The following is a 21,523-nucleotide window of genomic DNA, read 5'->3' on the forward strand; positions in this document are numbered from 1 at the left end:
CGGCCTCTTTTCGTGAATCTTTTCTCCATTGCTCCATAAAGCACACCCCCACATCTGATACCATTTTACCAGATGCGGGGATGTTTTGGAAGTTTTTCGACAGTCTGAACCGTCGTACCCCATGGGGTACGACGGTTTTTTGCGTTTTTCTTACACAGACTCGTGGAAGGTCCGCTTGATGACCTCCAGCTGCTGCTCCCGGCTCAGGCGGTTGAAGTTCACCGCGTAGCCGGAGACACGGATGGTGAGGGTGGGGTACTGCTCAGGGTGCTCCATGGCGTCCACCAGCACCTGGCGGTCCAGCACGTTGACGTTCAGGTGGTGGGCACCCTGGACGAAGTAGCCGTCCAGAATGGACACCAGGTTGGTGGTGCGCTCCTGGGCGCTCTTACCCAGGGCGTTGGGGACGATGGAGAAGGTGTTGGACACGCCGTCCTGGCACACGCTCCGGTAGGGGATCTTGGCCACGGAGTTGAGGCTGGCCAGAGCGCCGTTCTCATCCCGGCCGTGCATGGGGTTGGCACCGGGGGCGAAGGGCTCGCCCGCCTTGCGCCCGTCGGGGGTGGACCCGGTCTTCTTGCCGTACATCACGTTGCTGGTGATGGTCAGGGCAGAGAGGGTGTGGCGGGCGTCCCGGTACAGGGGGTGCTTTTTCAACTCGGCGGAGAAGTAGGCGGCGATCTCCACGGCGATGTCGTCCACCCGGTCGTCGTCGTTGCCGTACTTGGGGAACTCGCCCTCCACCTCAAAGTCCACGGCGATGCCCTGCTCGTTGCGGATGGGGCGCACCTTGGCAAACTTGATGGCGGACAGGGAGTCGGCGGCAATGGACAGGCCCGCCACACCGAAAGCGGCCAGGCGCTCCACCAGAGTGTCGTGGAGGGCCATCTGGCTGGCCTCGTAGGCGTACTTGTCGTGCATATAGTGGATGATGTTGATGGTGTCCACATACAGCTCCGCCACATAGGACAGCACCTTCTTGTAGTTGGTCAGCACCTTGGAGTAGTCCAGCACCTCGTCCTCGTCCCGCTGGATGCCGGGCACCACGTGCAGCCCCTTCTTCTCGTCCACGCCGCCATTGATGGCGTACAGCAGGCTCTTGGCCAGGTTGGCCCGGGCCCCGAAGAACTGCATCTGCTTGCCCACAGCCATGGCGGACACACAGCAGGAGATGCAGTAGTCGTCCCCGTACAGGGGGCGCATGACGTCGTCGTTCTCGTACTGGATGGAGTCGGTGACGATGCTCATCTTGGCGCAGTATTCCTTCCAGCCCTGGGGCAGGTTCTGGCTCCACAGCACGGTGAGATTGGGCTCGGGAGCGGTGCCCAGGTTGGTGAGGGTGTGGAGATAACGGAAGCTATTCTTGGTCACCAGAGTGCGGCCGTCAATGCCCATGCCGCCCAGAGCCTCGGTGATCCAGGTGGGATCGCCGCCGAAGAGCTCGTTGTACTCGGGGGTGCGCAGGTGGCGCACCAGGCGCAGCTTGATGATAAACTGGTCAATGAGCTCCTGGGCCCCCTGCTCGTCCAACAGGCCACGATCCAGGTCCCGCTGGATATAGATGTCCAGGAAGGTGGCGGTGCGGCCCAGAGAGGTGGCAGCGCCATTGTTCTCCTTCACCCCTGCCAGGTAGGCCAGGTACAGATTCTGCACCGCCTCATGGGCGTTCTCAGCGGGACGGGTGACGTCGCATCCGTAGCGGCTGGCCATGTGGGTGAACTCCTTCAAAGCCCGGATCTGGGTGCTCACTTCCTCCCGCAGGCGGATGCGCTCCTCGGTCATGGGGCCGTCCAGCTCGTCCAGATCCTTCTGCTTCTCCTCAATGAGGAAGTCGGTGCCGTACAGGGGCACCCGGCGGTAGTCGCCCACCAGGCGGCCACGGCCATAGGCATCGGGCAGACCGGTGAGCAGGCCAGCGGTACGGGCCAGGCGGGTGCGCTTGGGGTAGGCGTCAAACACGCCCTCGTTGTGGGTCTTGCGGTACATGCTGAAGTGGCGCTTGATCTCCGGGTCCAGCTCATAGCCGTACTCATGGAGGGCGGACTCAGCCATGCGCATACCGCCGTACAAATTCACAATGCGCTTGAGGGGGGCATCGGTCTGCAAGCCCACGATGACCTCGTTGTCCCGGTCGATGTACCCAGGCTCAAAGTTGTCAATGCCGGACACCACATGGGTCTCCACGTCGATGATGCCCTTTTTCAGCTCCTCCACAATGAGGGCGTGGGCCTTCTCCCACACCTTGGCGGTGCGGGGGGAGATGGGGGCCAGGAAGCTGTCATCTCCGGTGTAGGGGGTGTAGTTCTTCTGAATAAAGTTGCGCACATTCACCAGGTGGCGCCATTCGCCGGTGTGAAAGCCCTCCCAGGCGGTGCAGTTGACGTCAATGCTCATATGAAGTAACCTCCTTAATCTATGTGGGGAAACGCTTGGTCAAACTTGTTCTGCCATCCGGCCAGGGCATCCTTGGCCAGCGGCTCCACCCCCTCCAGGGGGTAAGGGATCCCTAATGTGTGGTACTTGTGTACCCCCAGGGTGTGGTAAGGCAGCAGCTCCACCCGGTGAACATTCTTCAGGGTGGAGACAAACTCCAGAAGCTCCTGCAAATGCTCGTCCCCATCGGTGAGCCCCGGCACCACCACATGGCGGATCCACATGGGGATGTTTTGGGCCTGTACAGCTGCCAGGAACTTCTCCCATCCCCCGCTGTCCCGGCCTGTCACGGCACGGAAGCCCTGGGGCGAGTGGTGCTTGATGTCCAGCAACACCAGGTCGGTGTGGGAGAGAATCTCTTCATAGTCCCCCAGCCCGCATCCGGCGGTGTCCAGACAGGTGTGAATGCCCTCCCGGTGACATAGCTTCATGGTCTCCACCAGAAAATCCGGCTGCAACAGCGGTTCGCCGCCGGAAAAGGTGACCCCACCGGTGTCTCCGTAGTAGGGCTTGAAGCGGCGCAGCTTAGCTACCAGCTCCTCCGGCGTCATCTCCTTGGCTGCCGCCCCTCCACACGACCAGGTGTCCGGGTTGTGGCAGTACTGACAGCGCAGCTGACAGCCCTGGAGAAAGACCACCGTGCGAATGCCGGGGCCGTCCACCAGCCCCATGCTCTCCACAGAGTGAATGATTCCCTTCATTGTGAACTCCCTTCTTTTTCCAATTTCAGGATAAAGAAAAGACCGACGCACTGAGCCCTTTCCTTGCCCAGACGGTCGGCCGGTTTCACGATCACACTCCACGTGGTCTGTTCCACTTATTTCCGTCAGTTGTATGATCACCGTGGGTACAGACTACTATATCTTGTGGTGTTTGTCAAGGGTCATCTCAATATTTCATTATTTTCCAGTTTTCTTACGTATTTTTAAGAACTTTGGAAGAAGTTGTATCAGAGTTGTAAATTCTTCTTTAATCCCCCAATTTTAGCGTTGTTTGCCGTTGCCTTTTGCTCTAGAGCATACTATAATGGCCCCCACATAGGGGCTGTGTCCCCGAAACAACAAAGGGGAGAACCAGACATGAGAAAACCCAACCCGGCCCGCAGAAATGGGGGCAGAATTGAAACCGTCATCAACCTCCTGGCCCTGGTGCTGTTTGCAGTCCTGGCTGTGGGCTTTGTGGCCACGGCCATTTCCACCCAGTTTCTCACCCCTGCCCTCATTGTCGTACTGATAGCTGTGGTGTGCCTTCTCCTGGTGGGAGTTTTGTTGCTGCGCCGCAGCCGCCGTGGGGCAGTGCGGGCATGCGGCTCGGTGCTGGCCATGGCCCTGTGCCTGGTTTTTGCCCTGGGCATTGGATATATCCGCATTGGTCTCAACACGCTGGGCCGTATCACCTCCACCGACGCCTCCCAGACCTTGACCATGGCCGTCTACGTCAAGGAAGGGGATGACCGAGCGGTGGAGGACGTGTTGTCTGCGCCCTTGGGCATTCTGGCCACCGACCAGGACAACACCCAGGCAGCCATAACAAAGCTGGAACAGGAGTACAGCGTGACCCTGACCACCCAGCCCTACACCAGTCCCGCTGAGCTGGTTGATGGCCTGGAGAATGGCCAGGTGGATGCCATTTTGGTGGCCCAGACCCGCCTGGGCGTGCTGGAAGATATGGAGGACTATGCTCCCATCCTGGCCGGGCTGCGGGAGGTGAAGACCTTCCAGATCCAGCTGTCCGACAACCAGCAGGCCACCCAGTCCGCTCCCCCTGTGGACACTGTCTTTACCGTATATATCAGCGGCAACGACACCCGCAGCAACGACATCAACGACACCCAGCGCAGCGACGTGAACATCATCGCCACAGTCAACCCCAAGACCCGGCAGGTGCTGCTGCTGTCCACCCCCCGGGACTACTTCATCCCCCTGTCCATTTCCGGCGGAGTCAAAGACAAGCTCACCCACGCCGGCAAATATGGCATTGATGTGAGCATGGACACCCTGGAGATGCTCTACGGCATCAATTTGGACTACTACTTTAAGGTGAATTTCTCCGGCTTTGAGGGTATTATTGACGCCCTTGGAGGGATTGAGGTGGATTCCAAGTATGAATTTTCCTCCAAGATCTCCGACCACCCCATCCATTACAATAAGGGCATCAACCACCTCAACGGTGAGGAAGCCCTCTATTATGTCCGGGAGCGGTACTCCTTCCCCAACGGCGACTTCCAGCGGGGCATTCACCAGATGCAGGTCATCCAGGCGGTCATGGACAAAGTACTCTCCCCCACCATCCTCGTCCGGTACGCCTCCATGATGGATGCCATGGCCGACTGCTTCCGCACCTCCGTGCCCTCCGACCTCATTGCAGCCCTGGTACGGGATCAGCTGGGCAACGGCGGGAACTGGAACATTGTCAGCTACTACGTCAGCGGACATGAGGAAAAGCACACCACTTACTCCGCCCCCAAGTCCAAGGCCTCTGTGATCATTCCCAACCAGTCCACGGTGGAGACCGCCAAAAAGCTCATGGAACAAGTGCGAAACGGGGAGGTCATCTCCCAGCCACAGGCATAATCTCACAGGCAGTTTGGTGCGGTACGCCAAACTGCCTGTAACTTCTCACAAAATCCTCAAACTCCTGGAAATTCCCGAATACTTCCATTGCCATTTCACCCATTTTGTACTATAATGTCGAGAGCTATTTCCTGCGGCCCCGCAGACCGCACAGTACACTTTCACTGTCAACCAAACAGAGGAAGATATGTAAAAGGAAGGAATATTATGTTTATGGGAAAGAAACCGAATAAGACCGGCGGCAAGACCCGTGGTTTTGATTTCTACCTCAATAAGGTAGCCCTGGTGGTCTTTAGCGTATTGGCAATTCTCTTCGTGTACACAGCTGTGTCCTCCCAGATGCTCCCCCCCCTGCTCATTGCCCTGCTGGTGGTGGTGGTGGCCATTCCCGTTGCCCTGGTGTGGTGGCTGAGTTTGCGCCGTGGCAAGGCCATGGGACGGGCTGTGGGCTCGGTGTTGGCTATGGTGTTCTGCCTGCTCTTCGCCGTGGGTACCCGCTACATCCAGATCGGCATGGATGCTCTCCACAGCATCACCAAGGAAGAAGCTGAAACTGCTGCCATGTGCGTGTACGTCCGTGCTGACGACACCCGGGAGATGGAGCAGCTGTTGGACGAGACCTTCGGTGTTCTGGGGCTGACCAGCAGCCACACCCAGGATGCTGTCAACCAGCTCAACAAAGAGTACTCCACCTCCCTCACCACCCAGTCCTTCGATGCCGTCACCGATCTGGTGGATGCCCTGAATGATGAAGATGTGGATGCCATTCTCGTGGATCAGGGCCAGCTGAGCGTGCTGGAAGACCTGGAGGGCTACGAGACTGCCATGGACAACCTGCGGCAGGTCAAGTCCTTCCACGTGGAGGTGCAAAGCGACAATACCCCTGTTCCCGACGATGAGTGGGAGGGGGACTCCGTGGTCACTGTGTACATCAGCGGCAGCGACTCCCGGGACAGCAACATCATGGCCACCGGGCGCAGCGATGTGAACATCATTGCCACCATCAACACCGAGACTCACCAGGTGCTGCTGCTCAACACGCCTCGAGATTTCTACATTCCTCTGGCTCGCAGCGGTCCCAATGACCGGCGCGACAAGCTCACCCATGCCGGTCTCTACGGTGTGGATGAGAGCAAGGACACCCTGGCCCAGTACTACGACATTGATATTGACTACTACTTCCGGGTCAATTTCAGCGGATTTGAGGATATCATTGATGCCCTGGGCGGCATTGAGGTGGACTCCAAGTACGCCTTCTCCTCCACCATCTCCGACACCCCCATCCGCTACAACAAGGGTATCAATCATCTGGACGGCTATGAGGCCCTGTACTACGTCCGGGAGCGCTACTCCTTCCCCAACGGCGACTATCAGCGTGGCGTCAACCAGATGCAGGTCATCGAAGCGGTGATGAAAAAGGCCATGTCCCCCTCCATCCTCACCAGCTACACCTCCTTGATGCAGGCGCTGTCCGACTGTTTCAAGACCTCTGTCCCCACAGAGCTCATCAGCTCTCTGGTGCGAAACCAGCTGGCCAATCCCACTCAGGAGTGGAACATCGTCACCTACTACGTCTCCGGCACTGGCTCCAGTGAGTACACCTACTCCATCCCCAGCCAGAGAGCCTACGTCACCATCCCCGACGAGTCCACGGTGGAGACCGCCAAGGATCTCATGCAGCAGGTGGTGGACGGCAAAACCATTTCTGCCCCCCAGCAGTAATTAACGATAAAAATGGCCGGATGCCCCAGCATCCGGCCATTTTCATTGGAGGAATTTTTATGTCTGACATCACTTACATCCATCGACTGGATCACCCCGGTGTGGACGTGTTTGCACGCCTCACCGAGGCCCAGCTCCGCAACCGCCGGGAACCGGAAAAGGGGATTTTCATTGCGGAGAGTCCCAAGGTCATTGAGCGGGCCTTGCATGGAGGCTATGAGCCTGTGTCCTTCCTCATGGAGGAAAAGCACATCACCGGACAGGCCCGGGAGCTGCTGGAACGCTGTCCCCAGGTGCCGGTGTACACCGGGCCCTCGGAGCTGCTGGCCCAACTGACTGGATTCCCCCTCACACGGGGGGTGCTGTGCGCCATGCGCCGCCCCGTTCTGCCCAGCGTAGAGCAGCTGTGCCGCAATGCCCACCGGGTGGCAGTGCTGGAGGGGATCGCAGACCCCACCAATGTGGGAGCCATTTTCCGCTCCGCCGCTGCCATGCACATGGATGCGGTGCTGGTCACCCCCAACTGCTGCGACCCCCTGTACCGCCGCTCGGTGCGGGTGAGCATGGGCACCGTGTTCCAAATCCCCTGGACCCGCATCCCCCAGTGGCCGGAGGGCGGCCTGGAGCAGCTGAACGGCCTGGGCTTTCGCACTGTGGCCATGGCCCTCACCCCCAATGCCGTGTCCATCGAAGACCCCGCCCTGCACCAGGCGGACAAGCTGGCCATTTTACTGGGTACCGAGGGGGACGGGCTGGCCCGCTCCACCATTGCCCGGTGTGACCACACCGTGTGCATCCCCATGTCCCATGATGTGGACTCCCTCAATGTGGCCGCCGCCAGCGCCGTGGCCTTCTGGGAGCTGCGGTACCGCCGGTGATCTCTGTCTGATCTGTAAAATTTCATACAGTTTCACCGGTTTCTTTTGTTACATTCTTGACAACCACACAGGACGGATTTATAATTTTCATCAAGACCTGATGTGGTGGGCCTGTACGTTTTGCCAAAACTCACAAAGTGCGCCACAGGATTTTCCATATGTTTGAAACATCTGGTTGACATTCCTGTGGGTACGTTCTGGGAATTTGGCTGGCGTTACGGGCCTTTTTTGTACATTACAGCGGCAAACCGCTGACACAATCTCAGGCAGTTTTCTGCCAGCTTCGGGAGGTCATTATGAGTTATACCATTCCCATCGGCCCCTACCATCCCGCCCTGGAGGAGCCCATACACGCCCGTCTCACCGTGGACGGGGAGCGCATTACCGATGCGGAAGTCTTTGTGGGCTACAACCACCGGGGCATTGAGCGTCTGGCCCAGGAGCGCAACTTCATCCAGACCCTGGTGTTGGTGGAGCGGGTGTGCGGCATCTGCTCCCACTCCCACTCCCTGACCTATGCGCTGTGCATTGAGCACATCGCCGGCATGGAGGTGCCCCGTCGGGGGCAGTACATCCGGGTCATCATCGAGGAGCTGGAGCGCATCCACTCCCACCTTCTGTGGCTGGGCATCGCCTGCCACATTGTGGGCCATGACTCCCTGTTCATGCAGTGCTGGAACGACCGGGAGGGCACCATGGACATTCTGGAGGCCCTCACCGGCAACCGGGTCAACTACGGTATGAACATCATCGGCGGCGCCCGCCGGGACTTTCCCGACGACCAGCGACGGGACCTGATGGCTGCCATGGATGACCTGGAAAAGCGGATGGGCCCCATCACCCACTGGCTCACCCATGACAAGACCCTGGCCATGCGCACCAAGGGGGTGGGAGTTCTCACCCGGGAGGACGCCATCCGGCTGGGCGCCGTGGGTCCCCACGCCCGGGCCTCCGGGGTGGATATGGATGTGCGCCGGGACGCCCCCTACTCCTCCTACGATGACTTTGAGTTCGCCGTCCCCGTTCAGGAATCCGGGGACGTGTACGCCCGAGTGGTGATCCGTGTGCTGGAAATTTACGAGAGCATCAAGATCATCCGCCAGGCGGTGGACAATCTTCCTGAGGGGCCCATCAACCTGGGCAACAAAATCCCCAAGGTGCCCGCCGGCGAGTTCATCGCCCGCCACGAGGCACCCCGGGGCCACCTGGTGTACAAGGTGGTCACCGACGGCGGGGTGAACAATCACCGGGTGAGCCTCCATGTGCCCACCTTCAAAAATGCACCTACGGTGCCGGTGATGCTGCGGGGCAACACGGTGGCGGATGCAGGCCTGATCGTGGCCTCCATCGACCCCTGTTTCTCCTGCCTGGATCGGTAAGACCGCCATGCACGAACTCGCCATCACCCAGAGCATTCTGGACATTGCGGAAAAGGTGGCCCGGGAACACGGGGCCATACGGGTGCGGGAGGTGCGCATCAAGCTGGGGGAGTATTCCGGCGTGGTTCCCCAGTGCGTCCAGGATTACTTCGACGTCATCAGCCAGGGCACCATCGCCCAAGGGGCGCATCTGGACATTCAGCGTCTGCCGGTGGTGATCCACTGTGAAGCCTGCGGGCAGGACAGCCAGATCGACCGCCGCCATGTGCGTTGCCCCCTGTGCGGCTCCACCCAGCTGAAGCTGATCCAAGGCCGGGAATTTTACATTGAGAGTTTGGAGGTCGACTGATGGAAATCAAAGTCATGCACCAGGTCATGGCCTGGAACGAAGATGTCAGCGAGGCCGTCAAGGAGGAGCTGGCCCAACACCAGGTATGCCTCATAAACGTCATGGGCTCCCCCGGTGCGGGGAAAACCAGCACCATCGTGGCCCTCATAAAGGCACTGCGCAGCCGCTACCGCATCGGCGTCATTGAAGGGGATATTGCCGGACAGATCGACGCCGACGCCATTCACGCCATGGGCATTCCCGTCACCCAAATCGACACCGACGGGGCCTGTCACATCGAGGCCATGAGCATCCAGAAGATGCTGCCCGAGTTTGACCTTGCAAATCTGGATGTCATTTTCGTGGAAAACATCGGCAACCTGGTGTGCCCTGCCGAGTTCAACATCGGCGAGAGCTTCCGGGTGGCCCTCCTCAGCATTCCCGAGGGGGATGACAAGGTGGAGAAGTACCCCCTGATGTTCGCCACCACCCAGGCCCTGGTGATGAACAAGTACGATTTGAAGGATTACTTTGACTTTGACGATATGCGGGTGGAGCGCAACGCCCGGGAGCAGAACCCGGAGGTCACCGTGTTCCGCCTGTCCAATCGGGACGGGGCAGGCCTGGAGGAGCTGGTCAGCTGGCTGTCCGCCCAAATTGATGCGAGAATTGGGAGGTGTCAGGGATGAAAGGCTTTCGTTTCTCCGCCTGGCTGTCCACCGCCATTTTGTGCTTTTTGTTTTGGATGCTGCTGACCTGGTCGGTGGCCCCACGGGAACTGATTTGGGGCGGCCTGGTATCGGTGGTGGTGGCCGCCTTCGCCAGCCGTTTCCTCATTCATAGCCGGGCCTTCTACCTCTACAACCCGGTGCGGCTGATTGTGCTGGTGTTCTACTGCGTGGTCATCTTTTTCTGGGAGGTCATCAAGGCCAACATGAGTATGGCCAAGATGGTGCTCAGCCCCAAACTTAGCTACAAGCCGGGCATCCTCCGCATCCCCGCCGACCCCAAGCTGAAGAGCCACTACGGCCTGGCCATGGTGTCCAACTGCATTACCCTCACCCCCGGCACCATCACCCTGGAGACCGCCCAGGATGAGGAGGGCCAAAACTATTACTACGTCCACTGGATCGACGTGGCGGAGACCGACCGGGACAAGGCCGGGGAAGCCATCAAGGGAACCATGGAACGCTGGATCGGGAGGATTTGGAAATGACGGTATTTTTGATTGGCGCCATTGTGTGCATCATCCTAGACCTGCTCCTGCTCTACCGGGTGTTCCGTGGCCCTACGGCGGCGGACCGCATCTGCGCCATGGACGCACTGGATCTGGTCACCGCCCTGGCTCTGGTGCTCTACTCCCTGCACACCGGGCGCACCATCTATCTGGACATCGCACTGGTGGTGGCTCTGCTGGGCTTTGTCAGCACCGTGTTTGTGGGGCGCTATCTGGAAAGGAGGCTGTGAGAGATGGACGTTGTGGACATTGTCGTTGCCGTACTCATGGCCATTGGACTGTTCTTCGCCTTCATCGGCACTCTGGGCATTTTACGGATGCCTGACGTATTTGGGCGGCTGCAAGCCTCCACCTGTATTTCCTCCATGGGCACCATCTTTGTGGTGCTCTCCAGCATTGTGTACGTGATTACCCACGGCATGAGCGGCTCGGTGGTGGTAAAGCTGGTTTTCATCCTGCTTTTTGTGCTGGGCACCAACCCGGTGTCCAACCACGCACTGTGCAAGGGCGCTTACCGTTCCGCCAAGCCCAACCCGGAGCCCATCATCGACGACTATAAGGAGGATGATCCCCAATGAATGGTACGTTGGTTTTTCTCCTGAACACCCTGGTGCTCTGCGGCATTGTGGCCTCCGCCATCGTGGCGGTGAAGGCCAAAAAGGTCATTGACTCGGTGATCGCCCTGGCGGCCACCGGCTCCTTTGTGGCCCTGGAGTTTGTGCTCTTGCAAGCCCCCGACGTGGCCATCGCTGAGGCCAGCGTGGGAGCCGTGCTGTCCACCATTCTCTACATCATCGCCCTGCGTAAGGTGTACGGCAGAAAGGGGGAGCAGGAATGAGCGGCACAAAAAAGATGGTTTTAGGCCTTACCCTGGCCGTGCTTTTGGTCTGTGGTGTGTGGGCCGGGTGGCGCATGGCAGGCAGTCCCCCCACCTATGACGGCACAGAGGTGGATTTGGTGGAGCTGTACGAAAACCCCAGCTCCTATGACAACACCACTGCTGACGGTGCCGCCGCCATCATGGTCAATGAAAACCTGGAAAAGACTGCTGCCGACAACGTGGTCTTCTCTGTGGTCTTCAACTTCCGTGGCTACGACACCATGGGAGAGAGTTTCATCCTCATCGCCGCCATTGCCGGCTCCCTGGTGATCCTGCGCAAGACCACCCACTCTGGCAAAAAGGAGGAGCACAACCATGAAGAAAACCTATAAAAAGACCCCCATCATCTCCCGGTGCGCCTCCGACCTGTTCCTCCCCCTGGCCTGCGTGTTCGGCTGCTATGTGGTGCTCCACGGCAGCACCAGCCCCGGCGGCGGCTTCCAGGGCGGCGTGCTGGTGGCCAGCGCCATCTTGCTGGTGTTTTTGGGCTACGGCGGCTGGGGTGTCAAGCGCTCCTTCAACGAGCACATGCTCCACTCCAGTGAGACGGTGGCGGAGATCATGTACGTGGTCATCGCCCTGGTGGGTGTGTTCACAGGTCTGAACTTCTGCGTCAACTTCGTCTTTGCCGGGCAGCAGGTGGACACCAGCATCCTCATGAACGATGCGGTGGGCTACCACGTCATGGCGGGCATCACCTGTCTGCTCATTATGATGCTCAGTGTCTTGGAGGACGACAAGGACAAATCCCCGGAGAACAAGGAGGAGGATGCGGCATGATTTTCACCAACTACCTGGTCTGCTTCTTTCTCATTGCCCTGGGCATTTACTGCATGGTGAGTCAGAAGAATCTGTTCAAAATCACCGTGGGCATGGGCCTGGTGGACTACGGGGTGAACCTGCTCATCGTCTCCGTGGGCTTCCACGACGGCGGCACCGCCCCCATCTTCAACATTGCCGAGCTCAATCGCTCCAGCTTCTTTGTGGACCCCATCCCCCAGGCGCTCACTCTCACCTCCATCGTCATCGGCGCTTGTACCACCGCCATGACCCTGTGCCTCATTATCATGCTCTACAAGCAGTATGGCACCCTGCAATCCGATGAAATCAGGAGGTTGAGAGGCTGATGTACGACTTTATGTATAACTTCCCCGTGCTGGCCATTATGGCTCTGTTCCTGGGGGCATTTCTCAACTCCCTGGTGGGCCGGCGCAATGCCAAGATCCGCAACGCCGTGGTGGTTCTCTCCATGCTCACCGCTCTGGTGATGATGCTCAGCCTGGTCAAACCCATTCTTCTGGATGGCGAGACCCTCACCTACTGGCTGGGCAACTGGGAGCCGGTGGGAGACTGGGCCATTGGCATCAGCCTGGAGGTAGACGCTCTGAGCCTGTTCTTCGCCCTCATTGTGGTGGTGGCGGTGTTCGTCTCCGGCATCTACTCCTTCTCTTACATGAGCCACGACGACTCTCTGGTCAACTACTACACCCTGTTTTTGATGCTCTCCGGCTCGGTGCTGGGTCTGGTACTCTCCGGTGACCTCTTCAATATGTTTGTCATGATCGAGATCATGACCTTCACCGCCGTGGCCCTCACCGCATTCCGCAACAACTACGAAGGGGCACTGGAAGGCGCTTTCAAGTACCTGGTGGTGGGCTCCCTGGGCTCTACCAGCGTACTCATTGGCATTGCCCTTCTCTACTCCCAGATGCACACCTTGAATCTGGCCCAGCTGGCCGCTGCGCTGCCTGGATATGACTCGCCGGTGACCATCATCGCCTTTGCCTTCCTCTTTGTGGGCTTTGGCTCCAAGGCCTTTTTGTTCCCCTTCCACCCCCTGGCCGCCGATGCCCACGCTGTGGCTCCCGCCTCCATCTCCCTGATGATCTCGGGCGTGCTGACCAAGTGCGGCGTGTATGGCATCATCCGGCTGTGCTACTGCCTGTTCCAGAACATCCACCAGCCCTTCGTGCAGTACTTTGTCACCGGGGTGGGTGTCATCAGCATGTTCGTGTGCGTGACCATGGCCTTCAATCAGCACAACTTTAAGCGGCTGCTGGCCTTCCACTCCATCTCCCAGGTGGGGTACGTCATCACCGTCATCGGCCTGGGCTCCGCTCTGGGTCTGTCCGCCGGTCTGTTTCACGCCATGAACCACACCATCTTCAAGGGCCTTTTGTTCCTCACCGCCGGAGCCGTGCAGCACGCCACCGGCAGTCTGGATCTGGACGAGCTGGGCGGCCTTTCCAAGAAGATGCCCGGCACCTGTGCTCTGTTCCTCATCGGTGCGGCCTCCATCAGCGGCCTGCCACCCTTCAACGGCTTTGCCTCCAAGTGGATGATCTATCAGGCGGCCTTCCAGCAGGCCGGGGAGACGGGCAACTTCTTCTTCGTGGTGGTGTGTGTGGCCGCCCTCATCACCAGCGTGCTCACCCTGGCCTCCTTCATCAAGGTGGCTCAAAGCGTATTCTTCGGCCAGCTCAACCCCAAGTTTGCCAATACCCGTGAAGTCTCTCTGGGTATGCGCATTCCCATGTGGATTCTGGCCATTCTCTGCATCCTGCCCGGTCTGTTCCCCGAGAAGGTGCAGCAGTGGCTGCTCACCCCCGCTACCCACGCAGCCCTCAATGCCCCTGGATATATTGACGCCGCCATGGGCAACGGCTATGCCGCCTCCTTCGCCCTGCCCGCCTATCAGGCTCAGCCCATTCCCCTGTCTGGAGCCTGGCAGCCTGTGATGTGGCTGCTGCTGCTCATTTCCGTGACCCTGGCCGTGTGTGTCGTGGCCCTGCTGGGCAGCGATGACAAGGCCACCGTGGTCTCTGAAATCGCCCCTGAGGAGGAGGGCGACCCCAAGTATGACTCCTTCTTCTCCGGCGAGGCCAGTGTGTACTCCCAGGTGGGTGGCAGCGACCTGTTCTGGGGCTTTAAGCACAACTGGAGACATTACTTCTCCTTCATGCACAACTGGCACAGCGGTGTGGTCAACGACTATACCCTGTACGGCGCCGCCGCCATCGCCGTGGCACTGGTGCTGTGTGTCATCTTTCTGTAAAGGGGGTACCTGACATGATAAACTTCCTCTGGACCATCTTCCATGTGCTGGTATTCCCCGGCCTGCTCTTCTGTGTGGTGGTGGGCGTGCTGCTGGCAGGGTTAGACCGCAAGCTGGTGGCCCGGATGCAAAACCGGGTGGGCCCGCCCCTGCTCCAGCCCTGGTATGACTTTCTCAAGTGCTGCGGCAAGGAGACCATCATCCCCCGCCATGCCCGGCGCTCCCTCTTCCTGGCCGCTCCGGTCATCGGCTTTGCCGCTCTCATCACCGTGGCCCTGTTCATCCCGGTGTTCTCCTACTCCGTCTACTCCACCTCCGCTGACCTGGTGGTCATCCTCTACCTGCTCACGGTGGTGGGCGTGTCCATGATCGTGGGCGCTGCCGCCTCCGGCTCCCCCTTTGCCGGGGTGGGCCTGAGCCGTGAAATGGTGGCCATGATCTCCTATGAGCTGCCCTTCGTGCTGGTGATGCTGGCGGTGGGCCGCATGGCCGGGGAGGGCACCCCCCTGGGGGTCACCTTCTCCCTCCAGACCATTGTGAACTGGCAGGCCGTCAACGGAAACCTGCTGTTCCACTGGAGCATGATTCCCGCCGCCCTGGCCATGCTCTTTGTCATCCCCTGCGAAATTGGGATGCACCCCTTTGACATCGCCGAGGCGGAGACGGAGATCTGTGAGGGCACCCTGGCCGAGTACAGCGGCCCTCCCGCCGGACTGTTCCGGCTCACCCACTGCGTGAAGATGTACGTCATGTGCGCCCTCTTCTGCGTGCTGTTCCTGGGCGGCATCTCCACCGGGTACGCCGCTTTGGACGCCCTGGTGATGGTGGGTCTCAGCGTGGTGCTCACCTTTGTCACCATGAGCGTGCCCCACGCCGTGTGTGCCCGGTTCAAGGTGGAGCAAGTGTTCAAATTCTACTGGACGGTGGTGGCCGGACTGGCCCTCATCAGTCTCATTCTGGTCTGGCTGGGCCTGTAAGGAGGGACAAGGTATGTTTCAGAACATGATCGACAAGAGCATGGCCAAAAGTCCCTGGATCTTCCACATCAACGCAGGCTCCTGCAACGGCTGTGACATCGAGCTGGTGTCGGTGCTCACCCCCCGGTACGACGCCGAGCGACTGGGCTTCCGCCTCACCGGAACCCCCAGGCAAGCGGACATCGTGGTGGTCAGCGGCCCCGTCACCTCCCAAACCAAAGATCGCCTGGTGCGCACCCTGGCCCAGGTGCCCGAACCCCGTGTGGTGGTGAGCCTGGGCTCCTGCCCCCGGTCCGGCAACGTGTTTAAGGGCAGCTACTGCGTGGACGGCCCTCTGGAGAAGTACACCCATGTGGACGTGTCCGTGGGCGGCTGCACCCCCAAGCCCGAGGCCATCATGGCCGCCCTGGCCAAGGCCGCCGAAATTCTGGCTGAAAAGCGGAAGGAGATGCGTCAGAAATGATTCCCTATCTCACGAAAGCCCTGGGCAATCTCTTCCGCACCCCCGCCACCGAGAAATTCCCCAAGGGAGAGCCCCCTAAGGCCGCCCCTGGCTATCGGGGCCGCATCATCTATCACCCGGAGAGCTGCATCAACTGCGGGCTGTGTATGCGGGTGTGCGCCCCCCAGTGCATGGAGCGCACCATTGAGCCGCTGCCCAACGGCGATCAAAAGATCACCCTCACCTTCGATATGACCAGCTGCACCTTCTGCGGCATGTGTGCCGACTTCTGTTCCCGTCACTCCATCGAGCTTTCCGACGACTATATGATCGTGGGCACCAAACCTGAAGACTTTTTGGTGTCCGGCACCTTCGTCAAGAAGGCTCCGCCCCCCAAGATGACCCCCGAACAGATTGCCGAGCTGAAGGCCAAGGCGGAGGCCGCCAAAGCCGCCAAGGCGGCAGCGGAGCAGGCCAATGGCTGACCTCTCCCGCATCCGCCTGGAGGTGGAGGGACTGGTGCAGGGGGTGGGGTTTCGCCCCACCGTCCACCGCCTCACCACCCAGTTGTCCCTGTCCGGCTTCATCCGCAACACCCCCCAGGGGGCGGAGCTGGAACTGGAGGGGCAACCGGATCAGGTGGACCAATTCGTTCCCCTCTTGCAGCAACAGGCCCCGGTGCTGGCCCGTATTCGCCGGGTCAGCACCGTTTCCATTCCTCCCACCGGAGAGGTGGGGTTTCACATCCTCCCCAGTGTGGGAGAGCACGCCCCGGACACCCAGGTCAGCCCCGACGTGGGCATCTGTGAAGACTGTCTGCGGGAAATGCGCACCCCAGGGGATCGGCGGTACCGCCACCCCTTTCTCAACTGCACCAACTGCGGGCCCCGGTTCACCATCATCCAAAGCATCCCCTATGACCGGGAGCGCACCGCCATGGGGGCATTCCCCATGTGTGAGGATTGCCAAGGAGAGTACACCGACATCACAGACCGCCGCTACCACGCCCAGCCCACCTGCTGCCCCAACTGCGGCCCCACCCTCACCTATCTGGATGGGGCAGGAAAGGCCGTAGAGGGCGACCCCATCCAGCTGGCCCAAGCGCAGCTGAGACAGGGTGGAATCGTGGCAGTGAAGGGGCTGGGGGGCTTCCACCTGGCCTGCCTGCCCCAGTATGCTTCCCTATTGCGGCAGCGCAAAGAGCGGGAGGGCAAACCTCTGGCCCTCATGTGCGCCGACCTGGATGCCGCCCGGGGTCTGTGTCACCTCTCCCCAGAGGAAGAGACGGCCTTGACCAGCTGGCGGCGGCCCATTGTACTGCTGCGCAAGCGTGACCCCGCCCCGGATGTGCTGAGCCACACCCCGGAACTGGGGCTCATGCTTCCCTACACTCCCTTGCACTACCTGCTCATGGAGGGCTTTTCCGCCCTGGTGATGACCAGCGCCAACCCCTCGGACTGTCCCGTGTTCATTGACAACCAGGCAGCGTTGGAAGGGTTACAGGGGATTGCCGATGGTTTTCTCCTCCACAACCGGGACATCGTCACCCGGTGTGATGACTCCCTTCTGCGGGTCTTCCGGGGCAAGGAATATCCCCTGCGCCGCAGCCGGGGCTATGTGCCCCAGCCCGTGGAGGTGTCCTGCTCCGTCCATGGACTTTTGGCCTGCGGAGCGGAACAGAAGGCGGGATTTGCTCTGGGTAAGGGTAAGGACGCCCTTTTAAGCCAGCACATCGGCGACTTAAAGAACATGGAGACCTTGGACCACTACCAGCAGCAACTGCGCCACTTCCGCACCCTCTTCGGGGTGGAGGTGGAGGGGCTGGCCTGTGATCTCCACCCGGACTATCTCTCCACCCAGGTGGCTCACCAGCTCTCCAAAGAGCTGGGTGTACCCCTGACCCAGGTGCAGCACCACCACGCCCACATGCTCTCCTGTATGGCGGACAATGGACTGGGGGGCCCCTGTATCGGCCTTGTGTGGGACGGCACCGGGCTGGGCACCGACGGCACCATCTGGGGAGCGGAATGTCTGGCGGGAGATGCCCACGGCTTCACCCGCCTGGGTTCCATCTCCCCCATTCTCCTGCCCGGCGGAGATGCCTGTGCCCGAGACCCCGGGCGCATCGCCCACAGTCTGCGCTATGCAGCGGGGCTGGATGCAGATTCCCAGGACATGCTCACCCTCCAGCTGAAAGCGGGGCTCAACTGTCCCCCCGCCTCCAGCATGGGACGGCTCTTTGACGGGGTATATGCCCTGCTGGGCGGCTCCTCTCCCGTCCACTACGAGGGGGAGAGTGCCATTCGCCTGGAGCACATGGCCCAGGCAGGGGTCACTGAGGCTCTGCCTGTGGAGTTGGAGACGGTGGACGGGGTGTGCCGCCTGAATACTCCCACCCTCACCGTTGCCCTCCTGGAGCGGTTGAGGCAAGGCCAATCCCCCCACCATTTGGCGGCTCAGTTTATGAATGCCATGGTGGAGCTGGCGGTGCAGCAATGCCGATGCGCCCGGGAGAGTACCAGCTTAGACCGAGTGGTGCTCTCCGGTGGTGTCTTTCAAAATATGTATCTACTGCCCCGCATCCTGGACGCACTGAGCGCCCAGGGCTTGAGGGTCTATCATCACTCCCGGGTGTCCACCAACGATGAGGGGATCGCCCTGGGACAGCTTATGGCCGCCGCAGCCTGGCGGTGAAAGGAAGGATTCCCATGTGTCTTGCCGTGCCCCTGCGGCTCATTGAAATTCACGACAAAGAGGCCGTAGCAGAAGCAAACGGCATCCGCCGCACCGTCCGGGTGGACTTCATCCCCAACCCCCAGGTGGGGGATTATGTGCTGGTTCACGCCGGTTTTGCCATGGAGCGGCTGAAAGAGGAACAGGCTTTGGCCAATCTGAAAGCCTTGCAGGAGGTGGCCGATGCTCTGTGAAGCGGATTTTCGCCGTCCCCAGGGACTGGAACGGCTGGTACAGGCCATCCAAAGCCCAGACCTGCCCCCCATGCGGCTCATGGAGGTGTGCGGCACCCACACCATGGCTTTGGCCCGCACGGGAGTGCGGCAGCTGCTGCCACCCCAGGTACAGCTGATCTCCGGGCCCGGGTGCCCGGTGTGCGTCACCCCGGCGGGGGTCATGGACGAGGTACTGCGGCTGGCCGCCCTGCGGGGGGTCATCCTCGCCACCTACGGGGACTTGATGCGGGTGCCCGGCTCCAAGCCAGGGTTTGATTTAAGGCGGCAAAAGGCTTTAGGGGCAGACATCCAGGTGGTGTACTCCCCCATGGACGCCCTGGAGCTGGCCCAGTCCCACCCCACCAAACAGGTGATTTTCCTGGGTGTCGGCTTTGAGACCACCGCCCCTGGCACCGCCCTGGCGGTGCTGGAGGCCCAGCGGCGGGGAATCAAAAACTTCTCCCTGCTGTGCCTGCTGAAGGCCACACCCCCCGCCCTCCGGGCGTTGCTGGGGCAAGAGGATTTCCGGGTGGACGGCTTTTTGTGCCCCGGCCATGTGGCCACCATTTTGGGGGCGGATGCCTTTCAGTTTCTCCCCCAGGAATATGAAAAACCCGCCGTGGTGGCGGGGTTTGAGGCGGGGGACTTGGTGGCCTCCCTCCACCTGCTCATCACCCAGGTGAAAGACCACACCCCAAAGCTGGAAAACGAATACACCCGGGCGGTGTCCCCCCAGGGCAATCCAATGGCCCAGCAGGTGATAACCCAGGTGCTGGAACCAAAGGACGATACATGGCGAGGACTGGGGGACATCCCCAACAGCGGGTTCGGGCTAAAAGCGGAGTTTGCCGACTTTGATGCCGCCGCCCGCTTTGGCTTCTCCCCAGTTGCCCAGTCCGCCCCCTCCCCCTGTCGGTGCGGGGACGTGATCTGTGGCCGCATTGGCCCCAGGCAGTGCCCCCTCTTTGGCACCGTGTGCAGCCCAGACACCCCGGTGGGGCCGTGCATGGTGTCCGGGGAAGGGGCCTGTGCCGCCGCCTATCTCTATGGAAGGGAATGACCCAGGATGGACCCACAATACATTACCTTAGACCACGGCAGCGGTGGAGGCCGCACCGCTCAGCTCATTGAAGAGCTGCTCCTCCCCGCCCTCAGCAATTCCCACCTGGCCCCCTTGGGGGACGGGGCGCTGCTGGACCTCTCCGGCCCCCTGGCCTTCTCCACAGACAGCTTTGTCATTGACCCCATCTTCTTCCCCGGCGGGGACATTGGCAAGCTGGCGGTGTGCGGCACCGTCAACGATCTTGCCATGTGCGGTGCTATTCCTAAGTATCTGAGCCTGGGCATGATTTTGGAAGAGGGCTTCCCGGTGGAGGACTTGAAGCGCATCATCACCTCCCTGGCCGCCACCGCCGCCTCCTGCGGGGTTCAGGTGGTCACGGGCGACACCAAGGTGGTGGAACGAGGCCACGGACACGGGATCTACCTCAACACCTCGGGCATCGGGGAGGTAAAATGGCCGGGACTCTCCACCCACGCCATCCAGCCCGGAGATCAAATCCTGGTCAGCGGCACCGTAGGCGATCACGGCACCGCCGTAATGCTCTCTAGAAGCGGGATGCTCCAGGGAGACGAGCTCACTTCCGACTGTATGCCTCTGCACCAGCTGGCAGCGGCAGCCCTGTCCGTAGGCGGTGTGCGGGTGCTGCGAGACCCCACCCGGGGCGGTGTGGCCACGGTGCTCAATGAATTTGTGGAGGGCACACCTCTGTGCGCCCAGGTGCAGGAGGACGCCGTGCCGGTGCGGCCCCAGGTGGAGGCCGCCTGCTCCCTTCTTGGGCTGGACCCCCTGTACTGCGCCAACGAGGGCAAGCTGCTGGCGGTGGTCTCTCCGGAGACCGCCCCCGCTGTGCTGGAGGCCCTGCGTGCCACGCCCGGCGGAGAGAACGCCGCCATCATTGGCTCCATCACCACCCAGTTCCCGGGCCGGGCGGTACTGAAAACGTCTTTGGGTGCCCACCGTGTGTTGTCCAAGCTATCCGGCGCACAGCTGCCGAGAATCTGTTAAAAAAGTGAGGGGATGTCACCATGCAGACCAACCAGAAAATTGAGATCACTCCCGAGGAAATTGTACCCACCGCAGAAAAAATGAGGCAGGAGGGGCGACTGCTCATTATGATCCACGGCCACATGGAAAACGACGGTACCCCTGTGGTCACCTATGACTACGACGACGGTCCCAACGTCCTGAGCTACGAGGTGCGGGGCCACGCCACCGTGCCCACCATCTCCCACATCTACGACGCCGCTGCCCAGTGGGCGGAGCGAGACGTGGCGGAGCTGGTACCCATCACCTTTGAGGGGCTGGATTGCAGCCAGCGCCTGTTCATGCCGGACAACCTGCTCAGCGGCGAGGGGCAGATCACCGTCACCCCCCTCAATGTGCTGCGGAACGAGAACAACCTGTAATTTCAAAGCAAAAGGACTGTCAAAAAACAAAAAAGCCATGACAATCTTGCATAGAAAAAGCCCTCGGCAGAGTTTTCCCGCCCGAAGGCGGGAAAATAAATCTTAATCCGTTTTTTTCGGGGACATGCGCATCGAAAAAAACACTTCTCAGCCCGCCAGTGTGGCCTTGGGTCGTCCTTTGACCCAAGGGTGCATGCAGCGG

General features: G+C 60.5%; 24 protein-coding genes and 1 riboswitch. Of the genes, 22 read left to right on the forward strand and 2 right to left on the reverse strand.

Annotation, left to right across the window (positions count from 1 at the left end; translation table 11 throughout):
• Positions 1-150: 150 nt before the first annotated feature.
• Both pflB and pflA read right to left on the reverse strand, forming a co-directional pair.
• Entirely contained in the window at positions 151-2,394 is a 2,244-nt protein-coding gene (gene pflB / locus H9X86_RS01700; RefSeq protein WP_204899865.1) for a formate C-acetyltransferase, read from the reverse strand.
• 14 nt (positions 2,395-2,408) lie between these two features.
• The gene (gene pflA, locus H9X86_RS01705; protein WP_204899866.1) at positions 2,409-3,134 is read right to left on the reverse strand and encodes a pyruvate formate-lyase-activating protein; all 726 of its coding nucleotides are present in this window, start codon (positions 3,132-3,134) and stop codon (positions 2,409-2,411) included.
• Between the two features lie 58 nt (positions 3,135-3,192).
• Positions 3,193-3,277: riboswitch (ZMP/ZTP riboswitch) on the reverse strand.
• A gap of 235 nt (positions 3,278-3,512) precedes the next feature.
• Here pflA and H9X86_RS01710 point away from each other — a divergent pair.
• The 22 genes from H9X86_RS01710 (at position 3,513) to H9X86_RS01815 (ending at position 21,321) form a co-directional block, all read left to right on the forward strand.
• On the forward strand, positions 3,513-5,006 hold the full coding sequence (locus H9X86_RS01710; protein ID WP_204899867.1) for an LCP family protein: 1,494 nt from the start codon (positions 3,513-3,515) through the stop codon (positions 5,004-5,006).
• Positions 5,007-5,219: 213 nt separating this feature from the next.
• Positions 5,220-6,728 carry an LCP family protein gene (locus H9X86_RS01715; RefSeq protein WP_204899868.1) on the forward strand — a complete coding sequence of 503 codons (1,509 nt, stop codon included), beginning with the start codon at positions 5,220-5,222 and terminating at the stop codon, positions 6,726-6,728.
• A gap of 59 nt (positions 6,729-6,787) precedes the next feature.
• Positions 6,788-7,606: a TrmH family RNA methyltransferase gene (locus tag H9X86_RS01720; protein WP_204899869.1), complete on the forward strand. Its 819-nt coding sequence runs from the start codon at positions 6,788-6,790 to the stop codon at positions 7,604-7,606.
• A 296-nt stretch (positions 7,607-7,902) separates the two neighbouring features.
• A complete protein-coding gene (locus H9X86_RS01725; protein ID WP_204899870.1) occupies positions 7,903-8,985 on the forward strand; it encodes a hydrogenase large subunit in 1,083 nt (360 codons plus the stop codon).
• A 7-nt stretch (positions 8,986-8,992) separates the two neighbouring features.
• Positions 8,993-9,334, forward strand: coding sequence for a hydrogenase maturation nickel metallochaperone HypA (gene hypA / locus H9X86_RS01730; RefSeq protein ID WP_204899871.1), 342 nt, complete (start codon positions 8,993-8,995; stop codon positions 9,332-9,334).
• Positions 9,334-10,002 (forward strand): hydrogenase nickel incorporation protein HypB, encoded by a 669-nt coding sequence (gene hypB, locus H9X86_RS01735; RefSeq protein WP_204899872.1) that lies wholly within the window; start codon positions 9,334-9,336, stop codon positions 10,000-10,002. Before hypA ends, hypB begins: the two co-directional genes overlap by 1 nt.
• On the forward strand, positions 9,999-10,529 hold the full coding sequence (locus H9X86_RS01740) for a Na+/H+ antiporter subunit E (protein WP_204899873.1): 531 nt from the start codon (positions 9,999-10,001) through the stop codon (positions 10,527-10,529). The genes hypB and H9X86_RS01740 overlap by 4 nt, the downstream gene beginning before the upstream one ends.
• Positions 10,526-10,780: a monovalent cation/H+ antiporter complex subunit F gene (locus H9X86_RS01745; RefSeq protein ID WP_087231374.1), complete on the forward strand. Its 255-nt coding sequence runs from the start codon at positions 10,526-10,528 to the stop codon at positions 10,778-10,780. The genes H9X86_RS01740 and H9X86_RS01745 overlap by 4 nt, the downstream gene beginning before the upstream one ends.
• 3 nt (positions 10,781-10,783) lie before the next feature.
• Complete coding sequence (gene mnhG, locus H9X86_RS01750) at positions 10,784-11,128, forward strand: monovalent cation/H(+) antiporter subunit G (RefSeq protein ID WP_204899874.1); 345 nt, start codon at positions 10,784-10,786, stop codon at positions 11,126-11,128.
• Positions 11,125-11,388, forward strand: a complete 264-nt coding sequence (locus H9X86_RS01755) for a Na(+)/H(+) antiporter subunit B (RefSeq protein WP_204899875.1) — start codon at positions 11,125-11,127, stop codon at positions 11,386-11,388. Before mnhG ends, H9X86_RS01755 begins: the two co-directional genes overlap by 4 nt.
• Positions 11,385-11,762: a Na(+)/H(+) antiporter subunit B gene (locus tag H9X86_RS01760; protein ID WP_204899876.1), complete on the forward strand. Its 378-nt coding sequence runs from the start codon at positions 11,385-11,387 to the stop codon at positions 11,760-11,762. The genes H9X86_RS01755 and H9X86_RS01760 overlap by 4 nt, the downstream gene beginning before the upstream one ends.
• The gene (locus H9X86_RS01765; protein WP_204899877.1) at positions 11,746-12,210 is read left to right on the forward strand and encodes an MnhB domain-containing protein; all 465 of its coding nucleotides are present in this window, start codon (positions 11,746-11,748) and stop codon (positions 12,208-12,210) included. Before H9X86_RS01760 ends, H9X86_RS01765 begins: the two co-directional genes overlap by 17 nt.
• Complete coding sequence (locus H9X86_RS01770) at positions 12,207-12,557, forward strand: sodium:proton antiporter (protein WP_204899878.1); 351 nt, start codon at positions 12,207-12,209, stop codon at positions 12,555-12,557. The genes H9X86_RS01765 and H9X86_RS01770 overlap by 4 nt, the downstream gene beginning before the upstream one ends.
• On the forward strand, positions 12,557-14,485 hold the full coding sequence (locus H9X86_RS01775; protein ID WP_204899879.1) for a proton-conducting transporter transmembrane domain-containing protein: 1,929 nt from the start codon (positions 12,557-12,559) through the stop codon (positions 14,483-14,485). Before H9X86_RS01770 ends, H9X86_RS01775 begins: the two co-directional genes overlap by 1 nt.
• A 14-nt stretch (positions 14,486-14,499) precedes the next feature.
• On the forward strand, positions 14,500-15,462 hold the full coding sequence (locus H9X86_RS01780) for a respiratory chain complex I subunit 1 family protein (RefSeq protein ID WP_204899880.1): 963 nt from the start codon (positions 14,500-14,502) through the stop codon (positions 15,460-15,462).
• Positions 15,463-15,475: 13 nt separating this feature from the next.
• The gene (locus H9X86_RS01785; protein WP_204899881.1) at positions 15,476-15,925 is read left to right on the forward strand and encodes an NADH-quinone oxidoreductase subunit B family protein; all 450 of its coding nucleotides are present in this window, start codon (positions 15,476-15,478) and stop codon (positions 15,923-15,925) included.
• Positions 15,922-16,389, forward strand: coding sequence for a 4Fe-4S binding protein (locus H9X86_RS01790; RefSeq protein ID WP_204899882.1), 468 nt, complete (start codon positions 15,922-15,924; stop codon positions 16,387-16,389). Before H9X86_RS01785 ends, H9X86_RS01790 begins: the two co-directional genes overlap by 4 nt.
• Positions 16,382-18,598 (forward strand): carbamoyltransferase HypF, encoded by a 2,217-nt coding sequence (hypF, locus tag H9X86_RS01795; RefSeq protein WP_204899883.1) that lies wholly within the window; start codon positions 16,382-16,384, stop codon positions 18,596-18,598. The genes H9X86_RS01790 and hypF overlap by 8 nt, the downstream gene beginning before the upstream one ends.
• Before the next feature lie 14 nt (positions 18,599-18,612).
• On the forward strand, positions 18,613-18,831 hold the full coding sequence (locus tag H9X86_RS01800) for a HypC/HybG/HupF family hydrogenase formation chaperone (protein ID WP_204899884.1): 219 nt from the start codon (positions 18,613-18,615) through the stop codon (positions 18,829-18,831).
• Positions 18,821-19,912 (forward strand): hydrogenase formation protein HypD, encoded by a 1,092-nt coding sequence (hypD, locus tag H9X86_RS01805; RefSeq protein WP_204899885.1) that lies wholly within the window; start codon positions 18,821-18,823, stop codon positions 19,910-19,912. The genes H9X86_RS01800 and hypD overlap by 11 nt, the downstream gene beginning before the upstream one ends.
• 6 nt (positions 19,913-19,918) lie before the next feature.
• Entirely contained in the window at positions 19,919-20,920 is a 1,002-nt protein-coding gene (gene hypE / locus H9X86_RS01810; protein WP_204899886.1) for a hydrogenase expression/formation protein HypE, read from the forward strand.
• A 20-nt stretch (positions 20,921-20,940) separates the two neighbouring features.
• Positions 20,941-21,321 carry an NADH-quinone oxidoreductase subunit C gene (locus tag H9X86_RS01815; protein WP_204899887.1) on the forward strand — a complete coding sequence of 127 codons (381 nt, stop codon included), beginning with the start codon at positions 20,941-20,943 and terminating at the stop codon, positions 21,319-21,321.
• The last annotated feature ends 202 nt before the right edge of the window (positions 21,322-21,523 follow it).

It is taken from the genome of Pseudoflavonifractor capillosus, from assembly GCF_016902575.1.
GTDB classification, from domain to species: Bacteria; Bacillota; Clostridia; order Oscillospirales; family Oscillospiraceae; genus Enterenecus; species Enterenecus capillosus_A.

Bases quoted from the DNA above. Each gene is read 5' to 3' on its own strand.
- hypF (WP_204899883.1), top strand. From the start codon at position 16,382: ATGGCTGACCTCTCCCGCATCCGCCTGGAGGTGGAGGGACTGGTGCAG.
- H9X86_RS01720 (WP_204899869.1), top strand. From the start codon at position 6,788: ATGTCTGACATCACTTACATCCATCGACTGGATCACCCCGGTGTGGAC.
- pflA (WP_204899866.1), bottom strand. From the start codon at position 3,134: ATGAAGGGAATCATTCACTCTGTGGAGAGCATGGGGCTGGTGGACGGC.
- H9X86_RS01770 (WP_204899878.1), top strand. From the start codon at position 12,207: ATGATTTTCACCAACTACCTGGTCTGCTTCTTTCTCATTGCCCTGGGC.
- hypB (WP_204899872.1), top strand. From the start codon at position 9,334: ATGGAAATCAAAGTCATGCACCAGGTCATGGCCTGGAACGAAGATGTC.
- hypE (WP_204899886.1), top strand. From the start codon at position 19,919: ATGGACCCACAATACATTACCTTAGACCACGGCAGCGGTGGAGGCCGC.
- hypD (WP_204899885.1), top strand. From the start codon at position 18,821: ATGCTCTGTGAAGCGGATTTTCGCCGTCCCCAGGGACTGGAACGGCTG.
- H9X86_RS01815 (WP_204899887.1), top strand. From the start codon at position 20,941: ATGCAGACCAACCAGAAAATTGAGATCACTCCCGAGGAAATTGTACCC.
- H9X86_RS01800 (WP_204899884.1), top strand. From the start codon at position 18,613: ATGTGTCTTGCCGTGCCCCTGCGGCTCATTGAAATTCACGACAAAGAG.
- H9X86_RS01745 (WP_087231374.1), top strand. From the start codon at position 10,526: ATGACGGTATTTTTGATTGGCGCCATTGTGTGCATCATCCTAGACCTG.
- hypA (WP_204899871.1), top strand. From the start codon at position 8,993: ATGCACGAACTCGCCATCACCCAGAGCATTCTGGACATTGCGGAAAAG.
- H9X86_RS01715 (WP_204899868.1), top strand. From the start codon at position 5,220: ATGGGAAAGAAACCGAATAAGACCGGCGGCAAGACCCGTGGTTTTGAT.
- H9X86_RS01725 (WP_204899870.1), top strand. From the start codon at position 7,903: ATGAGTTATACCATTCCCATCGGCCCCTACCATCCCGCCCTGGAGGAG.
- H9X86_RS01775 (WP_204899879.1), top strand. From the start codon at position 12,557: ATGTACGACTTTATGTATAACTTCCCCGTGCTGGCCATTATGGCTCTG.
- H9X86_RS01765 (WP_204899877.1), top strand. From the start codon at position 11,746: ATGAAGAAAACCTATAAAAAGACCCCCATCATCTCCCGGTGCGCCTCC.
- H9X86_RS01790 (WP_204899882.1), top strand. From the start codon at position 15,922: ATGATTCCCTATCTCACGAAAGCCCTGGGCAATCTCTTCCGCACCCCC.
- H9X86_RS01755 (WP_204899875.1), top strand. From the start codon at position 11,125: ATGAATGGTACGTTGGTTTTTCTCCTGAACACCCTGGTGCTCTGCGGC.
- pflB (WP_204899865.1), bottom strand. From the start codon at position 2,394: ATGAGCATTGACGTCAACTGCACCGCCTGGGAGGGCTTTCACACCGGC.
- H9X86_RS01785 (WP_204899881.1), top strand. From the start codon at position 15,476: ATGTTTCAGAACATGATCGACAAGAGCATGGCCAAAAGTCCCTGGATC.
- H9X86_RS01780 (WP_204899880.1), top strand. From the start codon at position 14,500: ATGATAAACTTCCTCTGGACCATCTTCCATGTGCTGGTATTCCCCGGC.
- H9X86_RS01760 (WP_204899876.1), top strand. From the start codon at position 11,385: ATGAGCGGCACAAAAAAGATGGTTTTAGGCCTTACCCTGGCCGTGCTT.
- H9X86_RS01710 (WP_204899867.1), top strand. From the start codon at position 3,513: ATGAGAAAACCCAACCCGGCCCGCAGAAATGGGGGCAGAATTGAAACC.
- mnhG (WP_204899874.1), top strand. From the start codon at position 10,784: ATGGACGTTGTGGACATTGTCGTTGCCGTACTCATGGCCATTGGACTG.
- H9X86_RS01740 (WP_204899873.1), top strand. From the start codon at position 9,999: ATGAAAGGCTTTCGTTTCTCCGCCTGGCTGTCCACCGCCATTTTGTGC.